Annotated in this window: 22 protein-coding genes; 17 read left to right on the top strand and 5 right to left on the bottom strand. The window is 36.2% G+C overall.

What is annotated here, in order from left to right; genetic code table 11:
* Positions 1-7 precede the first annotated feature (7 nt).
* From H3T43_RS03510 to H3T43_RS03430, 17 genes are all read left to right on the top strand, one after another.
* A complete protein-coding gene (locus H3T43_RS03510) occupies positions 8-1,147 on the top strand; it encodes an N-acetyldiaminopimelate deacetylase (RefSeq protein ID WP_198212644.1) in 1,140 nt (379 codons plus the stop codon).
* A gap of 18 nt (positions 1,148-1,165) precedes the next feature.
* A complete protein-coding gene (gene dapA / locus H3T43_RS03505; protein WP_198212642.1) occupies positions 1,166-2,086 on the top strand; it encodes a 4-hydroxy-tetrahydrodipicolinate synthase in 921 nt (306 codons plus the stop codon).
* A gap of 1 nt (position 2,087) precedes the next feature.
* Positions 2,088-2,846 (top strand): 4-hydroxy-tetrahydrodipicolinate reductase, encoded by a 759-nt coding sequence (dapB, locus tag H3T43_RS03500; RefSeq protein ID WP_198212640.1) that lies wholly within the window; start codon positions 2,088-2,090, stop codon positions 2,844-2,846.
* 18 nt (positions 2,847-2,864) lie between these two features.
* Complete coding sequence (locus H3T43_RS03495; RefSeq protein WP_198212638.1) at positions 2,865-4,052, top strand: aminotransferase class I/II-fold pyridoxal phosphate-dependent enzyme; 1,188 nt, start codon at positions 2,865-2,867, stop codon at positions 4,050-4,052.
* A complete protein-coding gene (locus H3T43_RS03490; RefSeq protein WP_198212636.1) occupies positions 4,049-5,113 on the top strand; it encodes an aspartate-semialdehyde dehydrogenase in 1,065 nt (354 codons plus the stop codon). Before H3T43_RS03495 ends, H3T43_RS03490 begins: the two co-directional genes overlap by 4 nt.
* Positions 5,114-5,334: 221 nt before the next feature.
* Positions 5,335-6,153 (top strand): PTS sugar transporter subunit IIC, encoded by an 819-nt coding sequence (locus tag H3T43_RS03485; protein WP_052060247.1) that lies wholly within the window; start codon positions 5,335-5,337, stop codon positions 6,151-6,153.
* Entirely contained in the window at positions 6,150-6,986 is an 837-nt protein-coding gene (locus H3T43_RS03480; protein WP_034978392.1) for a PTS system mannose/fructose/sorbose family transporter subunit IID, read from the top strand. Before H3T43_RS03485 ends, H3T43_RS03480 begins: the two co-directional genes overlap by 4 nt.
* 17 nt (positions 6,987-7,003) lie before the next feature.
* On the top strand, positions 7,004-7,447 hold the full coding sequence (locus tag H3T43_RS03475) for a PTS sugar transporter subunit IIA (RefSeq protein ID WP_198212634.1): 444 nt from the start codon (positions 7,004-7,006) through the stop codon (positions 7,445-7,447).
* Entirely contained in the window at positions 7,422-7,922 is a 501-nt protein-coding gene (locus tag H3T43_RS03470) for a PTS sugar transporter subunit IIB (RefSeq protein WP_034978387.1), read from the top strand. Before H3T43_RS03475 ends, H3T43_RS03470 begins: the two co-directional genes overlap by 26 nt.
* Complete coding sequence (locus H3T43_RS03465) at positions 7,912-8,970, top strand: tyrosine-protein phosphatase (protein WP_198212632.1); 1,059 nt, start codon at positions 7,912-7,914, stop codon at positions 8,968-8,970. The genes H3T43_RS03470 and H3T43_RS03465 overlap by 11 nt, the downstream gene beginning before the upstream one ends.
* A gap of 54 nt (positions 8,971-9,024) precedes the next feature.
* On the top strand, positions 9,025-10,914 hold the full coding sequence (locus tag H3T43_RS03460; RefSeq protein WP_198212629.1) for a helix-turn-helix domain-containing protein: 1,890 nt from the start codon (positions 9,025-9,027) through the stop codon (positions 10,912-10,914).
* Between the two features lie 246 nt (positions 10,915-11,160).
* A complete protein-coding gene (locus tag H3T43_RS03455) occupies positions 11,161-11,991 on the top strand; it encodes an ABC transporter permease (protein WP_198212627.1) in 831 nt (276 codons plus the stop codon).
* The gene (locus tag H3T43_RS03450; protein WP_034978376.1) at positions 11,984-12,772 is read left to right on the top strand and encodes an ABC transporter permease; all 789 of its coding nucleotides are present in this window, start codon (positions 11,984-11,986) and stop codon (positions 12,770-12,772) included. Before H3T43_RS03455 ends, H3T43_RS03450 begins: the two co-directional genes overlap by 8 nt.
* A 12-nt stretch (positions 12,773-12,784) precedes the next feature.
* Positions 12,785-13,828, top strand: coding sequence for an ABC transporter ATP-binding protein (locus H3T43_RS03445; RefSeq protein WP_198212625.1), 1,044 nt, complete (start codon positions 12,785-12,787; stop codon positions 13,826-13,828).
* Between the two features lie 23 nt (positions 13,829-13,851).
* Positions 13,852-14,904 (top strand): PotD/PotF family extracellular solute-binding protein, encoded by a 1,053-nt coding sequence (locus H3T43_RS03440; RefSeq protein WP_034978370.1) that lies wholly within the window; start codon positions 13,852-13,854, stop codon positions 14,902-14,904.
* Positions 14,905-14,964: 60 nt separating this feature from the next.
* A complete protein-coding gene (locus tag H3T43_RS03435; protein WP_198212623.1) occupies positions 14,965-16,020 on the top strand; it encodes an ABC transporter substrate-binding protein in 1,056 nt (351 codons plus the stop codon).
* A 63-nt stretch (positions 16,021-16,083) separates the two neighbouring features.
* Positions 16,084-17,784: an adenine deaminase C-terminal domain-containing protein gene (locus H3T43_RS03430; RefSeq protein WP_198212621.1), complete on the top strand. Its 1,701-nt coding sequence runs from the start codon at positions 16,084-16,086 to the stop codon at positions 17,782-17,784.
* Positions 17,785-17,892: 108 nt separating this feature from the next.
* Here the strand turns inward: H3T43_RS03430 and H3T43_RS09525 are convergent, their stop codons facing one another.
* The 5 genes from H3T43_RS09525 to H3T43_RS03410 all read right to left on the bottom strand — a co-directional run bounded on the left by H3T43_RS09525 (position 17,893) and on the right by H3T43_RS03410 (position 21,456).
* Positions 17,893-18,024: a hypothetical protein gene (locus H3T43_RS09525; RefSeq protein WP_255534810.1), complete on the bottom strand. Its 132-nt coding sequence runs from the start codon at positions 18,022-18,024 to the stop codon at positions 17,893-17,895.
* 17 nt (positions 18,025-18,041) lie between these two features.
* Positions 18,042-18,905 (bottom strand): SLAP domain-containing protein, encoded by an 864-nt coding sequence (locus H3T43_RS03425; protein WP_232350251.1) that lies wholly within the window; start codon positions 18,903-18,905, stop codon positions 18,042-18,044.
* A gap of 51 nt (positions 18,906-18,956) precedes the next feature.
* Entirely contained in the window at positions 18,957-19,559 is a 603-nt protein-coding gene (locus H3T43_RS03420) for a hypothetical protein (RefSeq protein WP_198212619.1), read from the bottom strand.
* A gap of 43 nt (positions 19,560-19,602) precedes the next feature.
* Entirely contained in the window at positions 19,603-20,127 is a 525-nt protein-coding gene (locus tag H3T43_RS03415) for a hypothetical protein (RefSeq protein ID WP_198212618.1), read from the bottom strand.
* Positions 20,128-20,463: 336 nt separating this feature from the next.
* Entirely contained in the window at positions 20,464-21,456 is a 993-nt protein-coding gene (locus H3T43_RS03410) for a GMP reductase (RefSeq protein WP_198212617.1), read from the bottom strand.
* Between the last annotated feature and the right edge of the window lie 102 nt (positions 21,457-21,558).

The following is a 21,558-nucleotide window of genomic DNA, read 5'->3' as shown; positions in this document are numbered from 1 at the left end:
TTAATTAATGTTAACTTCTGAGCAACTCGTTAAAATTCGCCGAGATTTACACCAAATCCCTGAATTAGCCTTGCATGAACACCAAACACAAAAATATTTATTACAGATTATTGGCAATTTTACTCAAAAATATATTGAAGTTTGCACATGCCCTGAGGTGCCCACAGCAATATTGGTCAGGGTTCAGGGAAGTAAACCGCAAAAAACAATCGGTTATCGAGCAGATATTGATGGATTACCTATTGAAGAAAAAACGTCTTTGCCGTTTGCCTCCAAAACTCATGGTCAAATGCATGCCTGTGGTCACGATATTCACATGACAGTGGCACTGGGAATTTTGGATTATTTTTGTGAACATCAGCCACAGGATAATTTGCTTTTCTTTTTTCAACCAGCTGAAGAAAGTGAAAGTGGGGGCAAAAAAGCCTATGAGGCTGGAATCTTTACTGGCAAATGGCGTCCAGACGAGTTTTTTGCCTTGCATGTTACTCCTGACTTACCTACTGGCACAATTGGCTGCCGTTTAGGAACATTATTTGCGGGAACAACTGAAATCAATATTGATTTATATGGTAAAGATGGGCATGCCGCATATCCACAACAAGCCAATGATATGGTAGTAGCTGCTTCTTCTTTAATAGAACAAATTCAGACAATTGTCTCACGTAGTATTGATCCCATTGCAAGCGGAGTTATTACAATAGGAAAGGTCAGGGCCGGAACAGTTAGAAATGCTATAGCAGGTCATGCTCATCTAGAAGGGACTATTCGCGGACTAACCCAAAAAATGATTGAAAGAATAGATCAGCGCCTGCGGGATGTGACTCAAGGAATAGCGCAAAGTTTTAATGCTAAGGTTGATTTGCAGCTTAATCAGGGTGGCTATTGGCCAGTTGAAAATGACCCCCAAATTACAGCAGAATTCATTGATTATATGAAGAAAAATCCTCAAATTGATTACCAAGAGATGCAACCGGCTATGACAGGGGAAGATTTTGGCTACTTACTGGCACAAATTCCCGGTACCATGTTCTTGCTGGGGGTGAACGATAATTCTCAACTCCATTCTGCAACCTTTAACCCACACGAAGAAGCAATAGTAACAGGAATTAAAGCAATGGTAGGTTTTTTACTGAGTCATATGTAGCTCAAAAGGAGAAAAAACATGACTAATTTTGATAAAGCAGATTTATTGACCGCGATAATTACGCCCTTTAATAAAGAAGGAAAAGTTGATTATCCCGGACTGAAAGAATTGACAGAACATTTAATTAATAACGGCAGCAATGGTTTGGTGATTGGTGGCACCACTGGGGAAACAGCAACAATGACCCATGATGAAAAAATAGAACTATATACTAAGTTTGCTCAAATAATTGCGGGGCGAGTCCCCGTAATTGCGGGCACGGGCAGTAATAATACTGAACAGACAGTTGCATTTACTCAAGAAGTAGGGCAAATTCCTAGCATTGATATGGCTTTGGTAGTAGCGCCATATTATAACAAGCCTAATCAAAGAGGAATTATAGCCCACTTTGAAAAAGTAGCAGAAAATTCTCCCGTCCCAATTATTATTTATAACATTCCAGGTCGGACTGGAATTAAGATCAGCAAAGAAACTTTGGTTAGTCTGTCGCATAATCCTAAAATTGCTGGTGTTAAGCAATGTGCGGAGTTAGAAGACTTAGAATATATTGTCGAACACGCAGCAAGTGACTTTTTAGTGTATACAGGCGAAGACTTGCAATCTTTAACTGCTAAAGTTTTAGGTGCAAAAGGAGTGATTTCGGTAGCTTCTCATGTTTATGGTTCGGCCATGCGTGAAATGTATGATGATTTAGATCAGGGTAAAGTAGCTGCAGCAGGGAAATTGCAAAGACGACTAATGCCGAAGATGCAAGCCTTATTCATGTATCCTTCACCATCTCCAGTTAAAGCTGTCTTAAATGCACAAGGCTTACCATCTGGTGGCTGTCGTCTGCCTATTATGGATTTAAATGAAGCAGAAAAAAGGCAATTAGCTGTTCATTTAGGTTTAGATGAATCAGCTTTATTGCATAAACTGCCGTTAGAACTAGGAGTATAATATGAAAAAAATTTTGGTAGCTGGGGCCACAGGATCTATGGGAAAACAAACAGTACAATTAGTTAATAAATTAACGGATTGTCAATTAGTAGCTGTTTTAGCTCCAACGGCATCTAAAAGTTCAGAATTTGGAGCTTCAGTTAAATGCTTTAACAATTTGACTGCTGTCGATATTGATGCCGATATTTGGATTGATTTTACCACCCCACAAGCTGTTTATGAAAATACTAAATTTGCTTTGGAACACCATATGCACCCCATTGTTGGAACAAGTGGTTTAACCCCAGATCAAACAAAAAAGCTGCAAGCAATTGCACAAAAAGAAAAAATTGGTGGCATTATTGCTCCAAATTTTGGTTTGTCAGCTGTCTTATTAATGAAGTTTGCACAAGAAGCTGCCCGTTATTTTCCTGATGCAGAAGTAGTTGAAATGCATCATGCTGATAAAAGGGATGCACCTAGTGCAACAGCAATAGCGACTGCAAAATTAATAGCAGCTAGTCGTAACCCAGAAAATTGCTCTCAATCTGCGAATGATTCTGCAGCTCGCGGTGCTGATTATGACGGTGTTCCTGTACATTCCGTTCGCTTACCAGGCTATGTAGCTCACGAACAAGTGCTTTTTGGCGGTTCCGGAGAAGCTTTAACTATCAGACAAGATTCATTTTCTCGTTCTTCATTTATGCAGGGCGTGAAAGTGGCCTTGAGTCGGGTAATGGATTTACCAGATTTAGTGGTCGGTTTAGACCAGATTTTATAATTTATAAGGAGAACAAAAATGCCACAATTAGCTACTGATTTAACTTCTATTATTCATACACCATTAGAAAAAATCCCTCCTTCTGGTATACGTGCTTTTGCCCAAAAAGTTGAGGATATTCCTGGCTTAATAAAATTGACTTTAGGAGAACCTGATTTAAATACACCTGAACATGTTAAAAAAGCAGCTGCTCAGAGCATTTTAGATAATGATTCACATTATTCTGCTCAAAAAGGAACACCCAGATTGCGTCAGGCTATTAGCAACTTTTTACTGCGCAAGCAGGGCTTAACTTATGATCCTGACAGCGAAATTGTAGTTACAGTGGGTGCAACTGAAGCTATAGCCGCAACAATGCTGGCTTTGTTTCAACCGGGGGATGAAATTATTGTACCTACTCCTTCTTATGCCCTTTATTTTCCATTAATTCAATACACTAAAGCTGAGTTGGTTGCTATTAATACAGCAGACACAAATTTTGTGTTAACTCCCGAAGATTTGGAAAAGACACTGGATGAGCACCCTCATGCTAAAGCAATTTTACTGAATTATCCTACTAATCCAACTGGCAGGGAATGTCCCAGTTCTGTTTTAGAGCAAATAGCACCAATCATTAAAGAGCATCACCTTTATGTAATTTCTGATGAAATATACAGTGAGCTGACTTATAACTTTAATCACGTATCGATTGCGCATTATTTACCCGATCGTACCCTACTAATTAATGGCTTATCCAAGTCTCATGCGATGACCGGTTACCGTCTGGGTTATGTAACTGGACCAGCCGCTCTAATTAGCTTAATTGCAAAAATGCATGCATTCTTGGTTACAGCTCCATCAAATCCGGCACAAGCAGCAGCTGCTGAGGCCTTGGAAAATGGTGATCAGGATCCGGTAGAAGCACGACCAATTTATCAAAAACGGCGTGATTATATTGTTAGTGAATTAAATAATATGGGTTTAGAAACTCATGCCAGTGAGGGTGCATTTTACGTTTTTGCCAAAATACCGGCAAGTTATGGTAAGGATGATGAAGCCTTCGCACTGGATTTGGCCCATAAAGCCAAAGTTGGTGGCACTCCGGGTAATGCTTTTGGTCCTGGCGGAGAAGGCTACATTCGCTTTTCTTATGCTGCCAGTGACGAAAATCTACATACGGCTATGAGTCGAATTCAAAAGTTTTTAACAGAAAAGGGTGAAAATTGATGAGAGAGTATGTAGTTGCAATTTTGGGCGCTACAGGTGCAGTAGGTCACCGTTTAATTAGTGAGCTGGAAAAAGCAGCAATTCCAGTCAAGCAAGTTAAATTGCTGGCTTCCAAGCGTTCAGCAGGCAAGAAGTTACAGTTTAAAGGGCAAGAAATTACAGTTGAAGAGGCACAACCTGAGTCATTCACTGGCGTTGACTTGGTTTTATCATCTGCTGGCGGTGCTGTTTCAAAAAAGTTGTTGCCTGAAGCTGTAAAAAGGGGGGCAGTATGTGTAGATAATACTAGTGCTTTCCGTATGAATGATGATGTTCCACTAATTGTGCCTGGAGTTAACGATGACCAATTAGCTAATCATCATGGCATTATTGCCAATCCTAATTGCTCGACCATTCAGATGGTAGCCGCGCTTTATCCGCTTCACGTTAAATGGGGTATTAAGCAAATTATTGTTTCAACTTACCAAGCTGTTTCTGGCGCTGGCAAAGCGGCCTGGGATGAATTGTTGCGACAAGCACAAGATAGGCTGAATAATCAACAAACTGAAGCCAAAATTTTGCCAACTGCGTCTGCTAAAAAGCATTACCCCATGGCGTTTAACCTATTGCCTCAGATTGATGTTTTTGAAGATGATGGCTATACGCACGAAGAATGGAAAATGATTCATGAAACTAAAAAAATTTTGTTTAATGATCAGGATTCAAAGCAAATAAAAGTTACTGCTACTTGTGTCCGTGTGCCAGTTGAGATTGGTCATGGTGAAACGGTTTATTTCACCTTAAAAGATCAGTCAGCGTCTGCTGCTGAAATAAAGCAGGAAATTGAGCGGACTCCCGGGTTAGTTTTACAAGACGATCCGCAAAACCAAATTTATCCGCAACCACTTTTAGCAGCAGGCAAAAAAGAGACTTTTGTTGGCCGTATTCGTCCAGACCAAGAAAATCCTGGTGCGTTTAATATGTGGGTGGTTGCTGATAACTTATTAAGGGGCGCTGCCAGCAATACCGTGGAAATTGCTGAGTGTTTAGTCAGAGATAATTTAGTAGATAGGAAGTTTTAAGTTAATTAATAAGATAAACCAAGCTTGTAAAAGACAAAAGCTTGGTTTTTATTTACTTAAAATTAGTTATTGAAATAAATATTAGCCAAATTTTCCTACTATTTTTTTGCAATTTTAAACAGTAAAAAATCCATGGATATTGTGAAAGCGCTATTTTATACTGGCAATGTATTAATCAAATATATATAAATTAGAAGTTATTTTATGAAAGGAGTATATTAATGAGTCTTTTAAAAGCTTTGCTCATCGCATTTTGGGCAGGATATTGTTCGTTTGACGATCAGGGACCACAAATGTTTCGGAGGCCTCTCCTTGTTGGTCCAATTGTTGGCTTTATTTTGGGAGACTTGCCAACTGCATTGGTAATTTCAGCAACATTGGAATTAATGTGGATGGGATTAGGCAATATGGCTGGTTATCAAACACCAGATATGATTGTCGGTACAATTATCGGGGTAACTGTTTCCATTACTTCTGGAACGGGAGCTACATCAAAAGGAATTGCAGCTGGAGTTGCAGCAGCAACTACTGTAGCTGTTTTGATTCAACAATTAATAGTAGTTACTCGAGTATTAAAGCAGTTTTTTGAACCGTGGGCTCAAAAACTGGCTAATAATGGTGATTTAAGCGGAATAATGCAAATAAATATTGTTGCTTTTATCATTCAGTTTTCAATTCGTGCAGTGCCAACATTTCTTTTTGTTTATTTTCAAAAAGGCATAATTGATAAAATATTGGCGTTTGTTCCAAGCAATATTTTAAATGGTTTAGGAACAGCGTCATCTCTACTGCCTGCCGTTGGTCTATCTATTTTAATGACAATGATGATGAAAGGAACGTTATGGCCATTCTTAATCTTTGGCTTTGTTTTATCAGCTTATTTAAATTTGGGTATTTTACCAGTTACGTTAATTTCTTTGATTTTCGCTGTAATTTATTCCTACATTATGGAAATCATCGATAAGCAAAATGAAATGGGCTCAGAAGGTAATAGTGTTAATAATCAACAAGTTGATGAAGATGCGGGGTACGATTTATGACTAATGAGGTTGAAACTAAAAACAGGAAAAAAATTACCCGTAAAGATTTGAATAAAGTATTTTGGCGGTTGCAAATTTGGGGACTAAACGTTACTTCAACGTTGGTCTTGACTCAAGCTATTGGCTTTCTCAATGCTATGGTGCCGATTATTCGTCGTCTTTATGGTGATAATAAAGAGCTTAGGATAGAGGCCATGAAGCGACATTTGACCTACTTTTTATCACAAATTACGGCAACAGGTATGATACTTGGAATTACTGCGGCTGTTGAAGAAACAACTAGTGAAGATGAAAAAGAAGCGGTCGTTGCTATCAAGGCAGGGATGATGGGCCCGTTAGCTGGTATTGGTGACAGCGTCTTTAAAATAACTATTCAGGCTATAGCAGGTAGTATTGGTGCTGCATATGCATTGCAAGGAAATGTCTTAGGCCCAATTTTAATGTTTTTAATCTATAACGGAATTAACATTGCTGTTAAATATTATGGAATTATTTTTGGCTATGAAAAGGGTACCGAGTTTATTAAAAGTGGCAACCAAAAGAAAGTTATGCAAAGGATAATTAATATTTCAACAGCGATCGGCGTAATGGTCATTGGCGCACTTATTGCCCAATACGTCAAAATAAATGTTGGTACGGTAATTTATACTAAAGGCACAAAAATTGTGATTCAAAAACTATTAGATGGTGTCATGCCTAAACTTTTACCTTTGCTCTTTACTCTAGGTCTATATAAATTACATTCTTATTTACCACGTAAGTATTTAACTTGGTTAATATTTGCTATTTTGATTTTGGGAACAGTTTTAGCAGTAATGGGAATTATCAAATAATTGTAAGGAGGTTAATGATGGCTATAAATATTATCTTGGCCAGTCACGGCTTGTTTGCTCAAGAAGCATTAAAGTCGGCTGAAATGATTATCGGATTGCCCCAAAAAAATATTGCGGTTTTATCTGTTACTAAAGGTAAAACTTATGAAGAAAGTCTTGATGAGATTCAAACTAAATTAAAAGCGCTTAATGAAAAAAATGCGGAAACTCTTATCTTGGTTGATATTTTCGGTGGCACCCCAGCTAATGTGTCTACGTATTTAACTTTGACAAATGAAAATGTTTTGGTTTATTCAGGATTAAATATGCCAGTTTTACTGGAACTATGCTTAAGCAATCCTGAAAATTTAGCAGAAGCTAAGAAGATTATTGAAAGAGCATATCCGCAAGCATTAGTGAATATTACTGAAAAAGCAAAAGAAGGAGAAAAGCAAAATGGCAATCAAATGGACTCGTATTGATGATAGATTGATTCACGGACAGGTAGCCAGTTCTTGGCTGCGTCATGTTGGAGCTGAACAAATTATATGTATTAGTGATAGGGCAGCTAGTAATCCAGTGCAGGAACAAGTGTTAAAAATGGCCGCACCTGGTTATATTGTGCATGTTTTTGGAGTTGATAAATTTGTTCGTGTTTATCAGAAAAATCCGATTAAAAAAACCACTTTTTTGATACTAACCAGTACTCTTGATTTATTGCACTTAATTGAGGGGGGAGTTGACATAAAGTCAGTTAACTTCGGTGGCATGAGAGAACGTAAAGAGCGTACGATTCGTTATAACAATGATTTGTGTTTTACTCATGAAGAAAAAGATGCTTTGGACAAATTGGTGGACTCGGGATTGGAAATTAATTTCCAAATGGCCGCTTATGATGCTCCTATACCGATCAAAGAATATATTCAGCAAGTACAGGGAAAGAACAATGGAAATTGATTACGCAGAAGCATACGTTTTGGATAATGGTCAGACAGAAATAGATATTAAAACTAGTGAACAAAATCTAGATAACTATGAACTTTATTGGACTCTAGATAACGATAGATATACTAGACAAAGGAAATATCTGTTAACAAGTAATAAATGTAAGGTATGTTTTCAATTTGCTTATTCGACTGTTAGACCAACTTATTTTATTTTAAATTTTAAAAACTATGAGCCATTATTATTTGGTTACCGCATTTTGCCCGTACCAGGTATGTACAATCTGCGTGATATCGGTGGATATAGAACTACCGATGGCATGAGAATTAAATGGGGCCAAGTTTATCGATCTGACTATTTGCATAATTTACAGCCTTCAGGTTACACCTTTGTTAAGAACCTGGGATTACATTCAATAATTGATTTTCGTAGCTCTGATGAAGTTAAAGAAACGCCTAATCCTGTTATTGATCCAGAGATTCACACTTTCAATTTTGATCCTAATGCACAAACAGCGGCTATAGCAGGTAAAGCTCAAAATTTGGATACGGGAAAAGACATGAAAGAAAAGGCAAAAGAAGCCTTAGTTAAAGGTGAAACTGGTAATGATCAAATGATCAGACAACAGGAATCTTTTGTTAATAGTCATTCAAGTATTGCGGCTTTTAGCAATACTATAAAAGTCACAGCGCAAAGCAAATATTTACCTAGCTTGCAACATTGTCGAGGTGGCAAAGACAGAACGGGTTTTGCTTTTATGGTTTTAGAAGGTATTCTGGGTGTGCCGCAAGATTTACTAGTATATGATTATATGTTAACTAAAAAAGCACGAGCCAAAAAGAATGCCCGTTATTATCAAAAGTTTTTAGAACAAACTGGCGATAAGAAAATTGCAGATTATATGTATTCTCTTTTTGATACTAAAGAAGAATTTATCACTGCTTCAATTACAAAAATAATGCGTGAATATGGCTCTATTTATAACTATGCAACTGTCGAGTTAAGACTGACTGAGACGGAATATCTGAAGTTGCATCAGTTATTATTAGAAAAAGCATAAGTTTTCAGTTAAAGTAAGTATTAAGATTGTCTAAAAAGGTGAGTTTGTAAAACAATGTTAAATTTAACTTTTCGCGAAATTAATTTGCTAAATCTTTTTTTAAACAATGATTTACTTACTATTTCCGAATTAAAAAAGAAAAGCGGAATTTCCGCACGAACATTGAATACTGAATTTGCGCAAATTAATAAAACTTTGCTTAATGCAGGACATGATATCAGAATTGTTAGTCAAAGAGCTAAAGGCTATTTACTTGACTATTCTTTAGCAGAAAATGAATGGCTGAAATTATTAAAGCAAAATTGTTCGGAATATTTAAATCTTAAATTTAACCACTTATTTCATAATAAATTACGAATTGCTAAAATCTGCAGATTCCTTTGTGCAAGCCCAAACTTCACTAAAATTGATCAACTCGCAAGCAGGCTAAATTTTAGTATTGCAACTATTAATAAGGACATGCGTGATGTGAAGAATTTCTTTAGAATTTATAACTTAAAAATAAAGTCTGTTCCATACTATGGTATGAAAATAATAGGAAAATTTGGTGCAATTCGCTCATGTTTAGTCGATTTATTTGACGTTTATAATTTTGATCAAGAAGATTCGTTGTTGCCCGAATATGCTTTTTCTGAATATGGAGTCACTAAAGATAATTTATTGAAAAAGAGCCAAAGTATATGCCAATTAGTTCATAAATATGATTTTCCGTTGACAGATGATGGCTTTAAACAAGTAACAAAATACCTGCTTATTTATAAATTACGTCCAGACATTAACTTAAAAATAAATCAAAGCATTAAAATTGAATTGATGCGGTCAAAAGCATTCTTAATTGCAAAAGAGCTAATTAAAAATAATATAAAAGAAGAGCTATATTTAGCCTTGTTTTTATTAATTAATGCGGAAATTGATCAAATACCTGATCTTAAAATACTAAAAACTTTTTCGCAGCAAGTATATCTTCAAACTAAACAAATCTCGGAATCTCTTACAGAACAATTTTCTTTATACATTGATAAAAAATCTGATATTGCTTCTTACATTTATCGAGGCTTCTTTATTAGATATCTCAAAAAAAAATATAATTTTGTTTTCTACAATAGAGAGCTAAGCACAGAAAATGTGGCTCATAAACTTTTTGCCACCAGCTCCTTAACTGTGGCTTTATATAATTGTTGCTCTGATTATGATCAAATGGAGTTAAATGACAGCCTCTTCAATGAAATTATTTTGGGTCTATACAGTAAAATTCACCAGAAACAAAATAGCTATTTTCCCACCAACTTTTTAGTTGTAAACGACTATGGTAAATTAGCAAGTAGTCATTTAATTGGCAAACTTAATTTAGCTAAATATAATGCTAATTATACTTTTGTTTATTCGTATGAATTAAAGAATATCGATTATGCTAATTTTGATTATTTATTAGTTTCTTCAAAGATTAAATCCAGGCTTAAAAATATCCCCATTCCTAAAATAACCTTTTCTTTCTTTTCTGATGATCGTCTGAGAATGGCTTTATGGCAAAGGATATTATCGACCAAGCGAAAAATTGGTTCAATAGCCAATTATTTTAAACAGCCAGTAATAATTACAATAGGAAGTTTGAATGGAAGAATCCAAGAAATAATAGCTGACCATCTAATCACTCAATTAAATATTTTGCCAAAATATCAACCTAATTTTATTAGATATGTTGAGGCACTAATTTTAAGTGAAGGGTATCATGCTTATCCATATAATATGTATCTCACACTTTTGGGTCCTCACCAAGTTAATAAACATTATTTTGTTTTTAAATTTAAACAACCGGTGATGTTAAATAAGCATAAGGTTTTTAGTTTACAAATTATAGTTCTCGATCTTAGTAAAGGTTTATTAGAAATTAAAAATGGTGACTCTGAATTGCAGCAATACTTTAATATTACTGTTAACAGGTAATTAAGGCATTAATAATAATTTACTTTAAATATAAAAATTAACTCTTTTAAACTGAATTATCCAGTTTAAAAGAGTTTTTTGCTTAATGTTCGTATTAATTATAATTATACGCGTATGCTAAACTTAAGCACTTTCATAAGCTAATAAATACAAACTATTTAATGAATAAGTATAAATTTTATTCGTATTTGATGTTGACAGCAGATTAAAAATTCGATAACCTAATATACAAAGCGGAGGTAATATATGAATCGCAAAACAGCAATATGGTTGTTAATTCCTGCATTCTTGGGAGTATTGGTATTCACTTTTTTCCCTTTAATTCAAATTGCAATACCAACATTCCAAAGTAAAAGTGGCTTCTTTTCACTTTACGCGCAATTTTTAAAAAGTTCTTTTAATTGGGCAGTCATTGGACGTAGTTTTCTAATAGCAATTGTAACGGTGATTGTTGTTTTGATCCTTGGAGTGCCTATTTCTATCTGGATAGGAAGACAAAAAACAGTAGTTAGACAAATACTAAATTTGCTAATCCTTTTTCCCATGTTAACCAATGCAGTTGTAAGAAACTTTGCCTGGATTATTATTTTGGGACATGATGGAATCGTCAATAAAACTTTGCTGGCATTGCATCTAATTAAGTCACCGCTAAATATTCTTTACACTAATACTTCTATTATTATTGGTTCAGTTTACTTGTTTTTACCAATTATGATTAACTCATTAATTGGCAGTGTGGCTGAATTAAATGTGGAGATTGAAGAAGCTGCAGCCGTTCTTGGTTCCAGTCCTTGGCGAACATTATTTAAGGTGATCATTCCTCAATTAACTACTGGCATTTTAACTGGCTGCATTTTAGTGTTTGCCGGAACAATGACAGCCTATACTACCCCAGAAATTCTTGGTGGTAACCGCCATCTGGTAATGGCGACTTTGATTTATCAGCAAGCAATGACATTAGGCAATTGGCAAAATGCCAGCGTTATCTCACTAATTTTAATTGTTATTTCTGCTCTTTCAATGTGGCTCATGAGAAGACTTAGCCATCATTTAGATCGGAGGCCAATTAATGCTTGATCGTAAAAATAAAACTCTGACGGTGATTTCGATTATTATTTTGGCTTTAATCATGTTGCCATTGATTTTAGTCGTAATTACATCCTTTAATACGCAAAGTTCAATTTCATTACCAATTACCGGCTTTACACTTTCTTGGTATAGCAATATTTTCCAACAGCCTGATTTTATTTCAGGTTTTGAATCAAGTCTAATTGTTGCTTTGATTGCAAGCATATCGGCTTTAGTAATTGGCATCCCTGCAGTCTACGCTTTGACGCGTTACAACATTCATCATGCCGCTTGGTTTCAGTCGTTTTTCCTCAGTCCAACTTTAATTCCTGAAATTGTTATTGGGTTTGCACTCTATCAAGCTGCAGTCATTACTATGAGAATTCCGGTATTTATCGGCTTGATTGTCGGACATTTTCTGCTTTGTTTACCGTATGTCATTCGCTTAATTACAGCCAGCATGCTGCTAATGGACAGTCATATCGAAGAAGCGGGTTGGATTTGTGGCTGTTCTCGTAAAAAAGGATTTTTTCTGATTGTTTTACCTAATATCAAAGCCAGTATCATTGCTGCGTTTATGATGTGCTTTATCAATTCCTTCAACAACATTCCGGTTTCTTTATTCATGAACGGACCTTCTCTTACCATGTTGCCACCGGCAATTTTGAATTATTTGCAAAATAATTATGACCCTACTGTATCAGCAATTTCTGTGCTTTTAATGATCTTTACGGCACTAATGATGTTCTTGGTTGAAAAAGCAATTGGTATTAAAAATATTACAAAGTAGAGGAGTAGTGCAGTGGCAAATTTAGAAGTTCAAAATTTAGCAAAATCATACGATGGCAAAACTAAAGTTTTAAAAGATATATCTTTTGCTGTCAATAACGGAGAGCTGGTTTCAATTCTCGGTCCTTCTGGCTGTGGCAAAACAACAACACTTAGAATTATTGCCGGTTTAATTCCAGAAACTACAGGACAAGTTTTAGTTAACGGTAAAGATATTACTAAAGTACCTGTTTATAAGAGAAATTTCGGGATGGTTTTTCAAAGTTACGCACTTTTTCCCCATATGAATGTTTTTGATAACGTTGCTTTTGGACTGAAAATGCGTAAGCTTGACAAAAGTGCCATCAAGAAAAGAGTGACTGAAATGCTGGCAACTACCGGCTTAAGTCAACTGGCTAAACAATTTCCAGCGCAGCTTTCCGGAGGGCAGCAACAAAGAGTTTCGTTAGCAAGGGCTCTGGTTACCAATCCAGAATTGTTATTAATGGATGAGCCATTAAGCAATCTTGATGCAAAATTGCGACTGAAGATGCGTGAAGAAATTCGTGACTTGCAGCAAAAACTTAAAATGACAGTGCTGTTTGTAACACATGATCAGCAAGAATGTTTTGCAATTTCCGACAAGGTTTTAATTATGAAGCAAGGACGTATTGATCAGTTTGATACGCCACAGAATATTTTTCATCATCCCCGTACGGAATATGTTGCCCGTTTTATTGGCTATGACAATTTTATTACTGTCACTGCTGCTAATCGTCAGGATGAGCATCATATCAAAGTAGGCGAAACAGTTTTAAATACGGTTGAACCAAATCAAGATGCAAAAGTGCTGACTATTCGTCCAGAAAACATCCACTTGAATTTAGCTGATGCTTCTGAAAATTCATTTACTGGTACTATCATGAGTCGTGAATATTTAGGACAAAGTTTTAAGTATGCCATTCATTCAGCTATAGGGGACTTTCAAGTTGAGGAAGCACGGCAAAAGATGCGCAGCTCAGGAGAAGAAGTAACGCTAACTCTTCCTGCTAAACATCTTCATCCGTTATCAGAATAATCATTCTTTAGAAAGGTTTTGTTATGAAATTTAAAAAAGCTTGTTTGTTAGCAGCTAGTTTTATCATTGCCGGTACAACTTTGGCAACTTCCGCTTGCTCGTCTAATGCTGGCAGCGGTAAACTGACGGTTTCTACTTTTGGCTTGGCAACTAAGCAGATGCGCTCCGACGTGCTTGATCCATATGCTAAGAAAAACAATGTTAAGGTGTCTACACAGTTTGGGGACAGTTCTACTCGCCTAACGCAGATTGAGCACAATTCTAATTCACCTGTAGATGTCATTGAATTGGCACAAAACAATGCAATTACAGGAGCCAAAAAGAAACTCTTTAAAAAATTGGATTTCTCCAAACTCAAAAATTTCAAGTATTTATCAGCTGACCAGCAAAAGCTGGCAAAAGATACTAATACTGTTCCGTATACTGTTAACAGTTTTGGCATTATTTATAATCCGAAAAAGGTTCACATTAAAAGTTGGGATGACTTATGGTCTAAGAACTTAAAGGGCAAGATTGCAATTCCTGATATTGTAACAACTTTTGGTCCTGCAATGCTCTATGTGGCAGGGGACCATGCTAAAGTCAGCGTAACCAAGGATGATGGCAAGGCTGCCTTCAAAGCGTTAAAGCAGTTAAAGCCGAACGTTGTTAAAACATATTCTCAAAGTTCAGATTTAAGCAATATGTTTAAAACGGGAGAAATTACCGCAGCGGTTGTAGGTGATTTTTCAATCAGCATGCTGCAGGCCACTAATCCTAGTTTGAAGTATCTGGTGCCAGCGTCAGGAACCTATGCTAACTACGATAATATTGCAATCTTAAAAAACAGTAAGAATACTCAAGCGGCATATAAGTATATTGACTTTCGTATAAGTGAAGCTAACCAAAAGAAAGTCGCCAGTGCAAAATCTCTTAATAATGCACCGGTTAATTCACAAGTAAAATTGACTGCTGCTGAAGCTGCCAATAAAACATATGGTGCGATCGCACAAAGAGCAAAAACTATTGACTTTTATTACGTGAACAAGCAAATGCCTTCATGGATCAGTCAATGGAATAAAATTATGAACCAATAATTGTCAGAAAATAACCTGCCTTCATTAATAAGGCAAGTATGATTTTCGGAAAGGTCTATTATGAAAATTAAAAAAGTATGTTTAATGGCAGCAAGTTTAATTGTTGCGGGAGCAGCTATTGCTACTTCAGCTTGTTCTTCTAAAGCAAACGGTGGCAAGTTAGTTGTTTCTACGTTCGGCATCTTGACTAAGCAAATGAGATCAGATGTACTCAATCCTTTTGCCAAGAAAAATAACGTTAAAGTTTCAGCACAATTTGCTGCAGATACAACTACGAGCTTAACCCAAATTGAGCATAATCCTAACTCTTCAGTTGACGTGATTGAAGTGGCGCAAAAGAATGCTTATGCGGGTACGAAAAAGAAGTTGTATAAAAAAGTAGATTTTTCTAAAATCAAAGATTTTAAATATTTATCCAGTAGTGAACAAAAGCTGGCTAAAGACACAGGCACCGTTCCTTATACTGTTAACAGCGTAGGTATAATTTATAATCCTAAAAAAGTTCATATTACAGAATGGGATCAACTGTGGTCTAAAAAGTTAAAGGGCAAGATTGCAATTCCTGATATCGTAACAACTTTTGGTCCTGCAATGCTGTATATTGCGGGTCGCCATGCTAAAGTCGACGTCCCAAGCGACGGTGGTAAAGCAGCTTTCAAGGCTATGAAAGAATTGAAGCCTAATGTGGTTAAGACATACGACCAAAGTTCAGATTTAACCAATATGTTCAAAACAGGTGAAATCAGTGTGGCCGTTGTTGGTGACTATGCTATCAGCATGTTGCAGGCTACTAATCCAGGCCTTAAATACATTGTTCCAGCATCAGGCACATATTCTAACAGCAACGTTGTTGCCATTTTAAAGAATAGCAAGAATACAGATGCTGCATATAAGTATATTAATTTTAGACTAAGTGAAGCTATTCAAAAGAGATGTGCCAGTGCAAAATCACTTAATAACGCCCCAGTTAACACGCAAGTTAAGTTAACACCGGCTGAAGCCGCTAATAAGACTTATGGGGATATGGCAAAACGCGCAAAGAGCATGAATTTCTTCTATGTTAATAGCCATTTGTCTTCTTGGGTTAATCAATGGAATAAAATTATGAATCGGTAAATAGTAATTTAAAAATGAAGGGTTGGAATATTTCAACTCTTTCGTTGTTTATGGGGGAGAAAAATGACACAAGTTGATCTTTTAATAAAAAATGGCCATGTTTTTAATGTTTTTTTACGTAAATTTGTTGATACTCAAGTTACAGTCAAAAATGGCAAATTCTATTGGGTTAACCAGGATTTACCAGGAATTAGGGCTAAAAAGACAATTAATCTCAAGGGTAAGTATCTAATCCCGGGATTTGTTGATGCCCACATGCATATTGATTCATCCATGACTACTCCTGCGATTATGGGACAAACAATTTTAAAATACGGTACAACAACGATTATTGCTGACGATCATGAAGTAACAAATGTTGCTGGTATCAAGGGACTAAAAAATTTCATTGCAGAGCCGTCACCGATTGATATTTTCTTTGGCATTCCATCTTCAGTTCCATCAACGAATCCAGATATGGAAACGACAGGTGGCAAAATTGGCGTGAAAGAAGTACAAGAACTGCTTAAAGATCCGCGCTTTATTTGTTTAGGCGAAGTGATGAACTTTAAGGATATGACTTCTCCGCATAAAACCTTGATCAAAGACATTATCAAAGTTTGTCGTGAGGAAAAACCTACAATGCCTCTTGAAGGTCATGTGCCGGCATATGCTGGTGAAGATCTGGCTAAAGTTATCTACGCTGGAGTTACTACTGATCATACGGAACAGACAGCTGCCTTAGTTAATGAGAAAGTTCCTAATGGCATGTTTGTTGAGGTGCAACTAAAATCAATGCTGCAAGAAGTAATTGACACGATTATTAAGAATAACTACTTTGAACATGTTGCCCTGGTAACAGATGATTCTATGCCTGACACTCTGCTTCATGGTCATTTGAACTATTTGGTGAAAAAAGCAATCAAAATGGGGATGACACCAGAAGAAGCAATTTACATAGCTACCTATACACCGGCTCGCCATATGGGATTATGGGATAGAGGTGCAATTGCTCCTGGCCGAGTAGCTGATTTTGTTATCCTAGATGATCTGCAAGATTTGTCAATCACGGCTGTTTATAAAAATGGGATTAATGCAGCAGATATCAAAGAGCAGACAGGTTACCAATTTTTGCCAGAGTTGCATCACTCGGTTAATGCGCCTAAATTATTACCTGATGACTTTGTGGTTAAAACAGATTTGGTCGCAAACGGAGAAGTATTGGCAAATATTATTCAACTTAATCCTGTGGGTACTTTTACTAACCATATTCAAGAAAAACTCGAGGTAAAAGATCACATAGTTCAATGGCAGAAAGCCGGTTTAGCACTGATTATGGTGCAAGACCGTTATAGCGGTAGCGGACATTATAGTCTTGGTTTCGTTGACCGTGGTATTATAAAAGACGGTGCGGTAGGAGCGACTTGGGCTCATGATCACCACAACATAATGATCATGGGTACGAATACTACCGCAATGCTCAAGATTCAGAATCAACTGGTTGAACAGCAGGGCGGCTATATCGCAGCAAAGGGTGATAAAATAGTTGCCAATGCAAAATTAGCTATTGGCGGCGTTGCCAGTGACCAACCGATGTCTGTTTTAGGTACAGAAATAGGCAAGGTGCGCAAAACATTGCAGGAACTAGGGTATAAAAATCCTAACGAGATTATGTCATTTTCTACTTTGTCTTTACTGGTTTCACCAACCATTAAAATTTCAGATAAGGGTCTATTTGAAGTCAAAAGTCAGAAAAAGATTCCACTTTTTGAAGAAATTAGGTAGAGAATGAGAAAATTAATTAAATAATGACCAAAAAATCTGCTAGTCAGATATTGTGAGATTTCACAATATAAACTAACAGATTTTTTCATACTTAAGAAGTGAAGATGTTTATTTCTTTAACCATTCTTTTACTATAGCCTTATATTGAGCCAAAGTAATTGCGCCATCTTCACCTTCACTAGTTGCGTTAAAAGCATCAGCAGCACCATAAGGAGTTTGAGTCATGTGAGCCATGCCCATTATGCGATGTCCCTTATTTAATAAATTGGTATAGTGTCCTGCCCTTCTATAACGGTTGTTCCTAAAACGGCCTGATTATATACAGGGTCTTCCCAATTAGGAGTGAACTCATAGGGCGCTAGGCTAGGGCTTTTCTTTACGTTCCATTCCCAGGCTACTTTTTCAGTCATCCAGTTGCTAATTGGCTCAGCACCGGCAGAAAGATTTTCCAGGTTGAAATGATAGCCGTAAAAGCCCGGATGATTTAAGGAACCCTGTTTTTGATAATCTGCATCAATCATTGAAATTGCTGTAGAAGTTGGAGAAATCTTTAGCTCACCAACTCCAGCTTTAGTTCTTTCCTTGTTTGCATTAGCAAGACTCTGAAGAGAAGCTTTAATGTTAACGTTGCTGGTAGCATCATCTTTGCCACCTAACTTGACATAAGTATTGAACCATGATGGTGCGCCTTTTTGCGCTTGACTATCAATTTTGCCTGTTCTGAGTAAAGTGGCTGCTTTTTGTGCTTCCTGTCTTTGTGCAGTAGTTAGCGAAGTATCATTTGCCATAAAATCCATCAAACTTGCTCCGTTTTTAGCAGGCCGATTTTTTGGTGTTTTGACTATATTGAGCGGTAAACCATCGTAATAGTGAATATATTTATTTTTACCGATGCGATAATATTTATAGCCTTTAATCTTTTTAATAGAAGTATAATAGAGACTCTTGCTCTTTTTATATACTTTTCTGGTTTTTTTACCCTTGTGATCGTAGACATATGTTTTACTAGACACAAATATTTGATGTTTAGCAGCAAATACGGGTTGTGGGTTACTAAATGAACTAGTACCTAGTAATATTAAAATACTGGCAATTATTGCAATAAAACTTTTTTTCTTCATTGGTTCTCCCTTCATAAAATAATAAAACCTATTTGCCAAAAAATTATTAAATTAATATAATTTTATTTTCGAATTAACGATCTTTTTATTATTATGCATTACCTTTTTCAAAAAGGATTTCTTGGCGCCACAGTTGACATACAGGTCTACTTGAGGAAGGTGGGTACTATGGGAAAGATTGCCTTTGCGTGAAGCCTTCTGAGTAAACCACCGATATTTAGCATAATGTGGGTTATTGAAGTGCATGTCATTTTTAAAACGATATTTTTTCCCTGGCTTAAGGTGAGAAAGATTAAAGCGAAATCGCATTAAATAAACACGACCATGTACAAACTTTTTGTGGTCGATGTTATTTATGTAAATACCATCTTCTTTAGCAGAAAGTCCCGTCGCCTTTTTATTAACAACATATATGCTTGGAGTAAAGAACGTTGGCTTCCCCGTGTTAACTTTTAGATGACGAGTGAAAAAAGTAACATTTCCTACCCAATTACCATAAGCCTTTTTAGTAGAATTAACGTTATAATATTTTTTATCAAAAGCTGCTTTAATTGTTATAGCAGATGCACTAACGCTTTTAGGTGAAAATAGAATAAGGCCAGTCAATAGCACAAAAAAAGTAGCAATAAATTTAACAACTGATTTTTTCTTCATTATTTATTACCTTTAAAAACAAAATAAAAATATCTGGATAAATTTATAAGTCATCGCCACCAATAATAAAGTCGTAATTTGGATATTTGTGATCTTTTAACTTTTTTGCAAGTTTAGCTGTCTGATACCAGTGACTATCTACATACCAATAAACATTCTGATATTCTGCATAACCTAAAACTTTATTACCATCTAATTTAGCAACATTATACCAATCAAGTGTACCTTCGTCAGGGTAACCCCAAATTCCAACTCCAGTCCAAGTATAGCCTTTTTGAGTCATTTTATTTGATAAATAAACCCAAGATCTTGTTTTTTTACTTGGTTTAGGCATAACCTTAGGTTTAGCTTTTAACAATTTAGGATACTGGTGACCATTTTCGTAATAAATTTGTTTTGTTTTAGTGAAAGTCATCTTATCGATTTTCTTTGTCTTGGAATTGTATGAGTACCATGTCCCACGCCAGCTTTTAGGAAAAACAGCCTGGGTTTGCTTAGCTTGCACATTACTTGGCGTATTAATAAAATTGCCAATCGTGCCGACACCTATCAAGGTGGCTACCAACATAATCACTTTTTTAAATTACATTTTTTATTACCTCTATACAAAATTCAACTTTACTACAAACAAACTATACGCTTTCTGTACTTCGTGTAACACTTTAAAGCGGATAAAAAAACATAAATAAAGAAATACAAGCCACATAATTGAAAATATATAAGCTCTGCTTTCAGATTTAGGCAAGTCAAAACAGCCTTTGATAAAGATACAAAACCTTTTATATTTTGAACACAAAAAATCCCAGCGCTGACTACCTAACAGAACTGGGATAACATTATTTTAACGGAAAATGCAAATTATTACCATATTTGTCAATGATTTGGGGATAAAAACTTGAACTGCTTATTTGTCGCCATTCATAATTGTATTTTTAACGATCACATAATCAACTAATTTAATTGAACTAAGATCTCTGCCCCCAGCATATGAAATTGAGGACTGCAGATCTTCCTGCATCTCTCTTAAGGTATCGGCAATATGACCACGATAGGGAACGAGCATCTGTTTACCCTCAACGTTTCGATAAGCTCCTTTTTGGACTTCCGAAGCTGACCCCCAATATTGCTTATATGTTTTACCGTTAATTTTGATTACATTACCAGGTGACTCTTCATGCCCTGCAAGCATTGAGCCAATCATAACCATTGTAGCGCCAAAACGAATTGACTTCGCTATATCGCCGTTATAACGGATGCCGCCATCAGCAATCAGCGGTTTGCTTGCTACTTTGCTGCACATTCTTAAAGCGGCGAGTTGCCAGCCACCGGTGCCAAAACCGGTTTTAAGCTTGGTAATACATGCGCGACCAGGACCAACACCAACTTTTGTGGCGTCTGCTCCTGCACCTTCTAATTCACGAACTGCTTCCGGGGTCGCAATATTGCCTGCTGTTAAAAAAGTATCTGGCAATTTTTCTTTGATGTATTTAATCATATCAATAACATAGACAGAATGCCCATGAGCTACATCAATCGTGATATATTCAGGCTTAATGTTTTTAGCAACTAGCTGATCGATAAAATCATATTCGCCTTTTTTAATACCAACAGATATAGAAGCAAATAGACCTTTTTCATGCATCATCTTGATAAAAGCGAAACGCTTTTCAGGTTGAAAGCGGTGCATGACATAGTAGTAGCCGTTTTGGGCCAGCCAAACCGCCAAGTCATCGTTAATGACGCTTTCCATGTTGGCAGGTACGACTGGTATTTTAAATGTTCGGTTTCCGAACTTAACACTGGTATCTGCATCATGACGGCTCTTAATGATCCCTTTATTCGGAACGAGCTGGATATCATCATAATCAAATGCTTCCATACTGAAATAATTGCTCATAAGTAAATCGGCTCCTAAATAAATATCTTTACAAACGAAGTAACTATAATCAAAAATGCTTTTTTTGTCAATATAAAAATCGAACTATTAAAAATATAATCA

It is taken from the genome of Lactobacillus sp. M0396 (assembly GCF_016101625.1).
Lineage (GTDB): Bacteria > Bacillota > Bacilli > Lactobacillales > Lactobacillaceae > Lactobacillus > Lactobacillus huangpiensis.
Note: the sequence above shows the minus strand (reverse complement) of the source record. Positions and strands in the feature narration are given on the sequence as shown.